Source organism: Kineococcus anabasis (assembly GCF_054590795.1).
This window is the reverse complement of record NZ_BAAIHU010000014.1, coordinates 1-11,296: the sequence shown is the minus strand read 5'-3', so window position 1 is coordinate 11,296 and position 11,296 is coordinate 1. Positions and strand designations below refer to the sequence as shown.

General features: G+C 75.4%; 9 protein-coding genes. 4 read left to right on the top strand and 5 right to left on the bottom strand.

Features of this window, described 5'->3' with window-relative positions; translation table 11 throughout:
- Positions 1-46 precede the first annotated feature (46 nt).
- The 4 genes from ACYQBY_RS20230 (at position 47) to ACYQBY_RS20215 (ending at position 4,596) form a co-directional block, all read left to right on the top strand.
- Positions 47-871 carry an SDR family oxidoreductase gene (locus ACYQBY_RS20230; protein WP_459645698.1) on the top strand — a complete coding sequence of 275 codons (825 nt, stop codon included), beginning with the start codon at positions 47-49 and terminating at the stop codon, positions 869-871.
- An 84-nt stretch (positions 872-955) separates the two neighbouring features.
- A complete protein-coding gene (locus tag ACYQBY_RS20225) occupies positions 956-1,441 on the top strand; it encodes a Fur family transcriptional regulator (RefSeq protein WP_459645697.1) in 486 nt (161 codons plus the stop codon).
- Positions 1,438-3,096, top strand: a complete 1,659-nt coding sequence (locus tag ACYQBY_RS20220) for a catalase (protein WP_459645696.1) — start codon at positions 1,438-1,440, stop codon at positions 3,094-3,096. The genes ACYQBY_RS20225 and ACYQBY_RS20220 overlap by 4 nt, the downstream gene beginning before the upstream one ends.
- Before the next feature lie 75 nt (positions 3,097-3,171).
- Entirely contained in the window at positions 3,172-4,596 is a 1,425-nt protein-coding gene (locus ACYQBY_RS20215; RefSeq protein WP_459645695.1) for a serine hydrolase domain-containing protein, read from the top strand.
- Between the two features lie 3 nt (positions 4,597-4,599).
- Here ACYQBY_RS20215 and ACYQBY_RS20210 read toward each other — a convergent pair whose 3' ends face one another.
- The 5 genes from ACYQBY_RS20210 to ACYQBY_RS20190 form a co-directional block, all read right to left on the bottom strand.
- On the bottom strand, positions 4,600-5,043 hold the full coding sequence (locus tag ACYQBY_RS20210) for an OsmC family peroxiredoxin (RefSeq protein ID WP_459645694.1): 444 nt from the start codon (positions 5,041-5,043) through the stop codon (positions 4,600-4,602).
- 269 nt (positions 5,044-5,312) lie between these two features.
- Positions 5,313-6,944: a DEAD/DEAH box helicase gene (locus ACYQBY_RS20205; RefSeq protein WP_459645693.1), complete on the bottom strand. Its 1,632-nt coding sequence runs from the start codon at positions 6,942-6,944 to the stop codon at positions 5,313-5,315.
- A 260-nt stretch (positions 6,945-7,204) separates the two neighbouring features.
- Positions 7,205-9,304 carry a phosphate acetyltransferase gene (gene pta, locus ACYQBY_RS20200; RefSeq protein ID WP_459645692.1) on the bottom strand — a complete coding sequence of 700 codons (2,100 nt, stop codon included), beginning with the start codon at positions 9,302-9,304 and terminating at the stop codon, positions 7,205-7,207.
- A gap of 57 nt (positions 9,305-9,361) precedes the next feature.
- Positions 9,362-10,573 carry an acetate kinase gene (locus ACYQBY_RS20195; protein ID WP_459645691.1) on the bottom strand — a complete coding sequence of 404 codons (1,212 nt, stop codon included), beginning with the start codon at positions 10,571-10,573 and terminating at the stop codon, positions 9,362-9,364.
- A gap of 50 nt (positions 10,574-10,623) precedes the next feature.
- Positions 10,624-11,296, bottom strand: a 673-nt coding sequence (locus tag ACYQBY_RS20190; protein WP_459645690.1) for a CHAD domain-containing protein, incomplete at its 5' end; no start/stop codon positions are given.

Here is an 11,296-nt window from a genome sequence, read left to right as displayed (position 1 = left end):
TGCGCACCCGCCGTTTGACCGCGCGGCGGCGGGGAACGGCAGCCGCATGAGCCCCGTGCGCACCGACCCCTCCACCCTCCGGCAGCCGTCGACCGCGATCGTGACGGGCTCGGAGTCCGGCATCGGCCGCGCGGTGGCCGTGGCCCTGGCCCGCGCGGGCTGCGACGTGGGCGTCACCTGGTACCGCGAGGAGGCGGAGGGCGAGCGCACCGCGGAGGAGGTGCGGGCGGCCGGGCGCCGCGCCGAGGTGCGCCGGCTGGACCTGACGGACCTGCCCGCGGCCGCGGACGTGGTGGACGAGCTGGCCGACGCCCTCGGCGGGGTGGACGTGCTGGTGAACAACGCGGGCACCGGCACGTCGACGCCGCTGCTGGAGGTGACCTGGGAGGACTGGCGCGAGGTCGTGGCGACGGACCTGGAGGGGGCCTTCCTGTGCCTGCAGCGGGCGGCGCGCCGGATGGTCGCGGCCGGGCGGGGCGGGCGGATCGTCAACGTCACCAGCGTCCACGAGCACGCGCCCCGCGTCGGCGCGGCGCCCTACTGCGCGGCCAAGGGCGGCCTCGGGATGCTCACGCGGACGGCGGCGCTGGAGCTGGCCGAGCACGGGATCACGGTGAACTCGGTGGCGCCGGGGGAGATCGCCACGGCGATGACCGGGCAGGAGGACGCCGACCCGCACGCCGCGCAGCGCCCGGGGGTGCCGCTGGGGCGGCCGGGGGACGCGCGGGAGATCGCTGCGGTGGTGGCGTTCCTGGCGTCCCCGGAGGCGTCGTACGTGACGGGCCAGTCGTGGGTGGCCGACGGGGGGATGCTGCTGATGGGGCCGATGGCGGGCTCGCACATGACCTCCGACGACTGGCGTCGCGGCTGAGGAGACCACCGGCGCACCCCCGGACGGGCGCGCCGGCGCAGGTCTTGTCTTGACTCGTTCCAGAGAACTTGGTGGAGTGGGGTCGTGCACACGACGGCGGCAGAGCGGATCCGCGCCCGCGGCCTGCGCGCCACCCGTCCCCGCATCGCCGTCCTCGACGTCCTCGACTCCGCCACCGGCGACCGCCACCTCGCCGCGGCCGATGTCGCCGAGCGCGCCCGCGCCGGGCTCGGCGCCCTCTCCACCCAGGCCGTCTACGACTGCCTGGAGGCGCTGACCGGCGCGGGCCTGGCCCGCCGCATCGAGCCCGCCGGCCACCCCGCGCGCTACGAGTCCCGCGTCGGGGACAACCACCACCACCTCGTCTGCCGCGCGTGCGGCACCACCGTGGACGTCGACTGCGTCACCGGCGCCGCGCCGTGCCTGGACCCCTCCTCCACCGCGGGGTTCACCGTCGACGAGGCCGAGGTCACCTTCTGGGGCCGCTGCCCCTCCTGCCGGGCGGGCGACGGCACCCCCGAACCGCACGACCGTCCGATCACACCTCACCACCGAGAGGACCCGCGATGACCGACGTCGCCAGCCAGTCCAGCGCCCCCGACGACACCCGCCCGGTGCTGACCAACCGCCAGGGCCACCCCGTCTACGACAACCAGAACCAGCGGACGGTCGGCGAGCGCGGCCCGGCGACGCTCGAGAACTACCAGTTCCTCGAGAAGATCAGCCACTTCGACCGCGAGCGCATCCCCGAGCGCGTCGTGCACGCCCGCGGCACCACCGCCTACGGCTACTTCGAGGCGTACGGCTCCCTCGGTGACGAGCCGATCGCGAAGTACACCCGCGCCCGGCTCTTCCAGGACAAGGGCGCGCGCACCGACCTGGCGATCCGCTTCTCCACCGTCGCCGGCGGCCGGGACTCCTCCGAGTCCGCGCGCGACCCCCGCGGCTTCGCGGTGAAGTTCTACACCGAGGACGGCAACTGGGACCTCGTCGGCAACAACCTCGGGGTGTTCTTCATCCGCGACGCCATCAAGTTCCCCGACTTCATCCACTCCCAGAAGCCGGACCCCGTCACCTTCGAGGCGAGCGTGGCGAACCGGGCGTTCGACTTCTTCAGCCAGACGCCCGAGGCCCTGCACATGATGATGCTGGTCTTCAGCCCCCGCGGCCTGCCCGCGTCGTACCGCACGATGCAGGGCTTCGGCGTGAACACCTACAAGTGGCTCAACGCCGCCGGTGAGTCCGTCCTGGTCAAGTACCACTGGCTGCCGAAGCAGGGCGTGAAGTCCTGGACCGCCGCCGACGCCGCCGCCGTGCAGGCGCAGACCCTCGGCGCGCACACCAAGGACCTCTACGACGCGATCGAGGCCGGCGACTTCCCCGAGTGGGAGCTCAACGTGCAGATCATGGAGGACCACGACCACCCCGAGCTGGACTTCGACCCCCTCGACGACACCAAGGTGTGGCCGGAGGAGCTGTTCCCGCTGCGCCCGGTCGGCAAGATGGTCCTGAACCGCAACGTCACCGACAACTTCGCCGAGAACGAGCAGATCGCCTTCGGCACCGGCGTGCTGGTCGACGGCCTGGACTTCTCCGACGACAAGATGCTCGTCGGCCGGACGTTCTCCTACTCCGACACCCAGCGCTACCGCGTCGGCCCGAACTACCTGCAGCTGCCGGTGAACCGCCCCAAGGCGCCCGTCGCCACCAACCAGCAGGGCGGGCAGATGTCCTACGGGCGCGACAACGTCGGGGCCAACCCCCACGTGAACTACGAGCCCTCCATCACCGGCGGCCTCAAGGAGGCCACCTACCCCACGCACGACGAGCAGGGCCCCGTCATCAGCGGCCGCCTCACCCGCAAGCGCATCTCCCGCACCAACGACTACGCGCAGGCCGGCGAGCGGTACCAGCTCTCCGAGCAGTGGGAGAAGGACGACCTCGTCGCCAACCTGGTCGGCGCCCTGCAGCAGTGCGACCGCCCCATCCAGGAGCGGATGGTGTGGCACTTCCTGATGGTCGAGGACGAGCTGGGCCTGCGCGTCGGCGACGCCCTCGGCATCAGCCCCGACGACGTCCGCCACCTGCCGCCGCTGCAGTCGCAGACGCTGAACGAGGAGGAGCTGGCGCGCCTGGCAAACCTCGGCAAGAACGGCCCGCGCGACGTGACGGGCCACGTCATGACGCACTGCGTCCCCAACGAGCGGGTCGTCGTCGCCTCCTGAGCGGCCCCAGTTGTAGGCGGCGCCGTCCCGTGGAGTTCACGGGGCGGCGCCGCCCGCGCGTGTAGCGTCCGGATCATGAAGAGCGCGCCCGCACTGACCGCCTCCGTCGTGACCGCCGCCGCCTCCTACGCCGACACCTGGATCGCCCTGCGCCGCCGCACCGCCCGCGTGCCCGGGGTCCAGAGCGCCGTCCTGTTCGACGACCGGATCGTCCTGTCCTCCGCCCACGGTCTCGCCGACGTGGAGGCCGGGGTGCCGCTGACGTCGCAGCACCTCTTCCGCATCGCCTCGCACTCCAAGACGTTCACCGCGACCGCGGTGCTCCAGCTCGCCCAGCAGGGCCTGCTGCGGCTCGACGACCCCGTCTCGGCGCACGTGCCGTGGGTGGTGCAGGCCTCCGCGCCCCTCGGTCGGGTGACCCTGCGCGAACTGCTGTCCCACGGCTCCGGCATGGTCCGCGACGGCAACGACGGCGGCTACTGGCAGCTCAAGGGCGCCTTCCCCGACGTCGACGGCCTGCGGGCGATCGTCGCGGACTCCGCGGCGGTGCTGCCCCGCGGGGAGCGGTTCAAGTACTCCAACATCGCCTACGGCCTGCTCGGCCTCGTCGTGGAGACCGCCTCCGGCCGGCCCTACGCGGAGTTCGTGACCGCCGGGATCCTGGAGCCCCTCGGCCTCAAGGACACCTCCCCCGAGTTCGACCCCGAGCGCGCCGGCGACCACGCCGTGGGCTACTCGTCCCTGTCGTACGCCGAGGACCGCATCCCCATCGCGCACGTCGACACCCGCGCCCTGGGTGCGGCCACGGGTTTCTCCAGCACCGCGGCGGACGTGTGCACCTACGCCGCGGCGCACTTCCTCGGCGACGAGCGGATCCTGACCGACGAGTCCAAGCGCCTCGCGCAGCGGGAGGAGTGGCAGGTCGACACCGACCCGGGCGAGGGGAGCGCGGAGCACTACGGCCTCGGTTTCGCCGTGGAGCGCATCGGGGCCCGGCGGCTGGTGGGCCACGGCGGCGGCTACCCCGGCCACTGCACGCGGACGCTGTTCGACCCGTCGGCGCGGCTGGCAGTGTCGGTGCTGACGAACTCCATCGACGGGCCCGCCCGCGAACTGGCGCACGGCACCGTGAAACTGGTGGACCTGTTCGCCGAGCACGCCGCCGCGGGGCCCGACGCGCCCTCGCTGGAGCGCTACACGGGCCGTTTCGCGAGCCTGTGGGGGGTGCTGGACGTGGTGCGCTGCGGCGGGACCCTGCTGGCCCTGCACCCCGCGCAGGCGGACCCGACGGCCGACGCGGTGGAGCTCGCGGTGGAGGGTGAGGCGCTGCGGGTGGTGCGCGACGGCGGGTACGGCTCCTACGGGGAGCTGTGGCCGGTGGAGCTGGGCACCGACGGGCGCGTGGCGCGGCTGCGCGGCCCGAGCGGCATGACCTTGCGCCCGGTCGAGGAGGTCACCGCGGAGGTGGGCCGCCTCGACCGGGTCCGCGCCCAGGCCTGAGGCTCAGCTCTCCAGGGCGGCGTCGACGGTCATCTCGTCCACCCCGCCGAGCGCCTTGCTGACCGGGCAGGTGGCCTTGGCCTCCTCCGCGACGCGGCGGAAGCCGTCGGCGTCGAGGCCCTCGACCTCACCGCGGACGGTGATCGCGATCTTCGTGATGCGGAAGCCGCCCGCGGGGTCGGCGCCGAGGGTGACGTCGGCGCCGACCTCCAGGCTTTGCGGGGTGCCACCGGCCTCGGCGATCAGGTGGGACAGCTGCATCGCGAAGCAGGAGGAGTGGGCGGCGGCGATCAGCTCCTCGGGGCTGGTCGTGCCGCCGGCCTCCTCCGCGGCGCGCTTGGGGAAGGAGACGTCGAAGGTGCCCGCCTTCGAGCTGCTCAGCTCGACCTGACCGGAGCCGTCCTCCAGGCCGCCGTTCCAGGCGGTGCGTGCGGTGCGCGTGGGCATGCCGTTCCTCTCGTCACAGGTGGTCGCGTGCCAGCGCCATCCTCTGCGCTGCACCGCTGCCCCACCACCGGGAACCCCTGCCCCGCCCATCTCCGGGTTCGGGCGCACCCCGGCACCTCCTCCCCCGCCCATCTCCGGGTTCGGGCGCACCGGGGGCGGCGGTGCGGCGCTGAAACCCGGAGATGGGCGGGGAGGGAGCGGGACCCCCCGACGCACGGACGCCCGGCCCCTCCTCGCGGGGGGACCGGGCGTCGCTCTCGTGCGGTGCGTCAGTCGCGGGCGGGCTGGGCGCCGCCGTCGCGCGAGCCCCAGGAACCGGAGCTGCGCGGGCGGCGGGAGTCCCCACCGCGGGGGTCGCGGCCCCCGCGACCGGCGGAGTCGGGACGGGGCCCGCGACGGCTGCGGCCGTCCCGGCCGCGGCCCTCGCTGGTGCGGCGGGGCTTGACGACGACCGGCTCACCGGACTCGGCGACGGCGCGGACGATCTCGTCCCCGGCCGCGACGTGCTCGACGGCCTGCGCCGTCACGCCCGCGTCGCGGTGCAGCCAGCCGTAGCGGCGGACCTGGTCGGGCAGCGCGATCGCGAGGACCGTGCCCTTGTTGCCGGCGCGCGCGGTGCGGCCGGAGCGGTGCAGGTAGTCCTTGTGGTCGTTCGGCGGGTCCACGTGCACGACGAGGTCCACGTCGTCGACGTGGATGCCGCGGGCGGCCACGTCGGTGGCCACGAGGACGCGGGTCTCCCCCGCGGCGAAGGCGTCGATGGCCTTGGTCCGCTGCGCCTGGCGCAGGTCGCCGTGGATGGCCTCCGCCGGGGCACCCGCCTCGCGGAGCTGGTCGGCCAGGCGCTGCGCGCCCAGCTTCGTGCGCACGAAGAGGATGCTGCGCGCCGGCCGCATGGCGATCTCGGTCAGCACGGCCAGCTTGTCGTGCGGGCGCAGCGCGAAGACGCGGTGCTCCATGTCCGCGGCCGCCTCGGTGTCCTTGGGGACGGAGTGGAAGGCCGGGTCCGTGAGGAAGTCCTTGACGAGCTGCTCCACCCCGCGGTCGAGGGTCGCGGAGAAGAACATCCGCTGCCCGTCGGGCCGCGTCTGCTGGAGGATCTCCCGCACGCTCGGCAGGAAGCCGAGGTCGGCCATGTGGTCGGCCTCGTCCAGGACGGACACGCTGACCTCGGCCAGCGAGCACGCCTGGCGCTCCAGGAGGTCCGTCAGGCGGCCGGGGGTGGCGATGAGCACGTCGACACCGCGCTGCAGCGCGGCGATCTGGCGGGCGTAGGGAACCCCGCCGACGACGCAGGTCATGCGCAGGCCGAGCGAGTCGCCCAGCGGGCGGAGCGCATCGGCGACCTGCATGGCGAGCTCGCGGGTCGGGACGAGGATCAGGCCGCGCGGGGAGTTCTGCACGCGGGTGCGCTCACCCGCGGCGAGCCGGGCGATCATCGGCAGGCCGAAGCCGAGGGTCTTGCCGGAGCCGGTCTTGGCGCGGCCGAGGATGTCGCGGCCGGCGATGCCGTCGGGCAGGACGCGGGACTGGATGGCGAACGGGGCGGTCATGCCCCGGCGCTCCAGGGCGGCGACCAGGTCGGTGGGCAGGCCGAGCTCGGCGAACGTGGACTCGGCCACCTCGAGGAGCTGGGCGGCGTCGAGCGCCTGCTCGATCGGGGAGGGCGCGAAGGAGCGCGGGCTGCGGGGCGGGCCGGAGCGGCGGCCCTGGTAGCCGCTGGAGCCGCCGTAGCTGCTCGAGCTCGAGGAGGAACCGGAGCGGTGACCACCGGAGGAGCTGGAGGAGCTGGAGGAGCCGCGGTAGCCGCCCGAGCGGGGGCTGGAGGAGCGGCGGTCCTCGGAGCGGAAGTCGCCACGGTAGTTGCGGGACTCGGAGGATCGTGCGTCGTACGAAGGCATGCGGGAAGGAACTCCACGTGGGTATACAGGCCGCACGCGGTCGCCCCCGACCCTGGGCGCACGTCGGTGGACGTGCACGTCGTCGGGGGGAATGACTCAAGCGACCTCGCGGGCGGCTCGCCCGCAGAGTGGACGGCGTCGGCCGTCGTGCTCAGCCTAACAGCCGGCCCGCGCCGGCTGTTCCGCGGTGCGCCCGGACGGCCCCGTGAGAGGGCGGGCGGAGGCGGGGCGGGGGGACGGGGCGGGGGGACCGCACGCGCTCAGCCCCGCGCCGCCTGCACCGCCGTCAGGGCGATCGTGTAGACGATGTCGTCGACGAGGGCGCCGCGCGAGAGGTCGTTCACCGGCCGCGCCAGACCCTGCAGCATCGGGCCGATGCTCACCACGCCCGCGTTGCGCTGCACCGCCTTGTAGGTCGTGTTGCCCGTGTTGAGGTCCGGGAAGACGAAGACGGTGGCCCGCCCCGCCACCGGCGAGCCCGGCGCCTTGCTGCGCGCCACGGACGCCACCGCCGCCGCGTCGTACTGCAGCGGCCCGTCGATGACGAGACCGGGATCGCGCTCGCGGGCGATGCGGGTGGCCTCGGCGACCTTCGCCACCGCCTCCCCCGCACCGGAGGAGCCCGTCGAGAAGCTGATCATCGCGACGCGGGGCTCGATGCCGAACGCGCGCGCCGAGGCCGCGGACTGCAGGGCGATGTCCGCGAGCTCCTCCGGGCCGGGGTCGGGGTTCACCGCGCAGTCCCCGTACAGCACGACGTCGTCCGGCAGGCACATGAAGAACACCGACGACACCAGCTTCGCGCCGGGTTTCGTGCGCACCACCTGCAGCGCCGGGCGCACCGTGTCCGCGGTGGTGTGCACCGCCCCCGCGACGAGGCCGTCGACGTGCCCGGCCTGCAGCATCGCGGTGCCCAGCCACACGGTGTCGGCCAGCAGGTCCCGCGCCACCTCCGGTCGCAGGCCCTTGTGCCGGCGCGCCTCCACGAGGACGTCCACGTACCGCTCGGCGTGCTCGGCCGGGTCCAGCACCTCCACGCCGCCGGGCAGCTCCACGCCCAGGCCGGCGGCGACGGCCGCGACCTCGGCGGGCGGGGCCAGCAGCACCGGCCGGGCGATGCCGCGCTCGGCGACCACGGCGGCGGCCTGCACGGTGCGCGGCTCCAGGCCCTCCGGCAGCACGATGCGCCGCACGGACTGCCGGGCCAGGGTCGTCAGCCGCCGCCGGAACGCCGCCGGGGACAGCCGCGGGGTGTGCGAGGGGGTGGGCAGGCCCGCCAGCCAGGCCGGGTCCAGGGACTCGGCCACGGTGGCGGCCACGGCCCGCACGCGCTCCTCGTCGTCGGCGGGCACCTCCGGGTCCAGGTCGCGCACCCGCGAGGCCGTCTCGTAGGTGCTCGCGCCGGACAGCAGGATCGGCAGCCCCGTCGCGGCGGCGGCGCGGGTCAGGTCGGCCACCCGGGGGTCCATGCGCACCCCGGCGGTCAGCAGCAGCCCCGCCAGTCGCACCCCGCCCAGGGCGGCCAGGCACACCGAGAGCACCACGTCGTGCCGGTCGCCCGGCACGAGGACCAGGCGCCCCTCCCGCAGCAGCGGCAGCATCCCGGGGACGGCCTGGGCGGCGACGACGACCTCGCGGATGCGCCGGTCCTGCTCCCCGGTGGTGAGGACCTCCACGTCGAGGTCCCGCACGAGGTCGCAGACCCGGGGGTGGGTCAGGGCCTCGCGCAGCGGCACCACCCCCACCAGCGGGACGCCCCGCCGCTCCAGCGCCGCACGCAGCAGCCCGGCGCGGGTGGCGGCGTCCTCCAGGTCGGCGGGCACGGGCCAGCGGCTGACGACCGCGCCGACGACGCGGGCGCTCTCCCCGCTGCGGTAGGGGCCGCCGGCGATGGCGACGGCCTCGGCGATGCGCTCGGCGTCGGCGGCGTCCCCGCCCCCGGGTGCGGCCGAGCCGACGAGGACGACGTCGGCGTCCAGGGCCGTGGCCAGGGCGTTGTTGACGCGCCCGGAGTACACCTGCTCCTCGGAGGGCACGAGCCCCTCGACGACCACCACGTCGTGGCGGGCCTGCGCGGGCTCGACGGCGGCGACGACCTCCTCCATGAGGTCGTCGAGGTCACCGCGGCTGAGCAGCTCCCCGACCCGGGAGGCGGCGATGGGCTCGGCCGGGTCCAGGGCGGAGACGAGCCGCACGAGCGCGGCGGAGCGGTCGGGCCCCGTCCCGGCGCGCGGCTGGCCCAGCGGCTTGGCGTAGCCGACGTCGACGCCGCGCGCGTCCAGCGCGCGCACCAGCCCCAGGCAGGTGGAGGTCAGGCCGGCGCCGTGGCCGGTGGGGACGAGGAGCAGCGTGCGGGCCATGGGGTCCCTCCCGGCCGCGGGCGGCGGATCGGCGGTCCGGTCGGCGGGCCGGCCGGGTCAGCGGCTCACGAGCCTCGCGGTGTCCCGGGCGATCAGCAACTCCTCGTCGGTGGGCACGACCAGGGCCACGGGGCCACCGGGGGCGCCCGCGGTGACCAGGCCCGGCGGGGTGCTCCCGCGGCCGTGGTCCGCCCCGGCCGCGGGGTCGGCCCTCAGTCCCAGGTGCGCCAGCCGCCCCAGCAGCGCGGCGCGCACCGCCGCGGAGTTCTCCCCGATGCCGCCGGTGAGCACGAGCGCGTCGAGCCCGCCGAGGGGGACGGTCAGGGCGGCGACGTGCTTGGCGAGGCGGTACCCGAACACCTCCAGCGCCAGGCGCGCACCGTCGTGCCCGTCGCGGGCGGCGGCCTCGAGGGTGCGCACGTCGTTGCCGAGGCCGGAGAGCCCGAGCAGGCCGGAGCGGGAGTTCAGCTCCCGCACCAGGGCGGCGGTGTCCGCGCCGGTGCGGTGCGCGACGTGCGCGAGCACCCCGGGGTCCACGTCGCCGGAGCGCGTGCCCATGACGAGGCCCTCCAGCGGCGTCAGGCCCATCGTGGTGTCCACGGAGCGCCCGTCGAGCACGGCGGTGGCGCTGCACCCGTTGCCGAGGTGCGCCACGACCAGGCGGCGCGCGGGCAGCCCGGCGGCGGTGAGCAGTTCCGCGGCGCGGGCGCTGACGTAGCGCACGCTCGTGCCGTGGAAGCCGTAGCGGCGCACGCCGTGCTCGGTGTACCAGGAGGCCGGCACCGCGTAGCGCCACGCGTGCTCGGGGACGCTCTGGTGGAAGGCGGTGTCGAAGACCGCGACGTTGGCCAGCTCCGGCAGGAGCTCCCGGGCGGCCTCGATGCCGGCGACGTTGGCGGGGTTGTGCAGCGGCGCCAGCTCGCTCACCTCGCGGATGCCGTCGAGCACGGCGTCGTCGACGAGGACGGAGGAGGCGAACCTCTCCCCGCCGTGGACGACGCGGTGCCCCACCCCGGCCAGGGACGGGGCACGCCCGCCCAGCAGCCGCTCCAGCAGGTGCGCCAGGACGCCCCGGTGGCCGGGGTCCGCCGGGGTGGAGGTCTCCTCCCCACCGCCGGCGGCCCGCACCCGGACGAGCGCGTCGGGGGTGCCGACGCGCTCGGCGAGGCAGGACGCGGCCCGCTCGCCGGTGACGGCGTCCACGAGGGCCGCCTTCACCGACGAGCTGCCGCAGTTGAGGACGAGGACGCCGGGCCGCGGATCCGTCACGGCGCCAGGCTAGCCAGCCCCGCCCGGAACGCCCGGACCGCCCGCCGGGCTCAGGCCAGCCAGCGGCGCAGCTGCTTGGCCGAGGAGCGCGCCCAGACCTCCGCGAAGCGGGCGTCGGCGGCCGTGCCGTGCGCCTCCTCCTGCGCGTGCAGGCGCCCGAGGGCGAAGGCCACGGCCGGGGAGTCGGTGGCGGCGGCGAGGGAGCGGATGCGCTCGCGGGTGACGACGGAGTCCTGGTGCTCGCCGAGGATCTCCTGCACCTTCGTGACGGCCTTGGCGAAGGTCACCGCCTCGGCCCCGAAGACGGAGGAGACGGACTCGGCCGCGTAGCGCACCTGCTTGGCCGCCTTGCGGGCCTCGTGCAGCAGGAAGTCCCGCTCCTCGGGGGTGTCGGCGGCGTCGGCGCGCTCGACGAGCCCGGAGAGCTCGCGGTAGGTCTTGAGCACCCGGCCGGGGAGGATGTCGCGGGCCCGGCGGCGGGCGCGGCCGGTGAGGGGCGGCTCGGTGACGAGGGCGCGCAGGGCGGTGACGAGCGCGCGGTAGCGCTCGCCGTCGAGGGCTGCGACGACCTGCCGGTGGGCCTCCTCGTACGCCTGGGACAGGGGCGCGTCGATGCCCTGCCCGGCGGCGCCGAGCAGCAGGCCGGGGTCCTCCGCCGCCACACCGCGCAGGAGCCGCTCGCGCATGACCTCCGCGTCGCGGGCGCCGCCGAGCTCGCCGGCC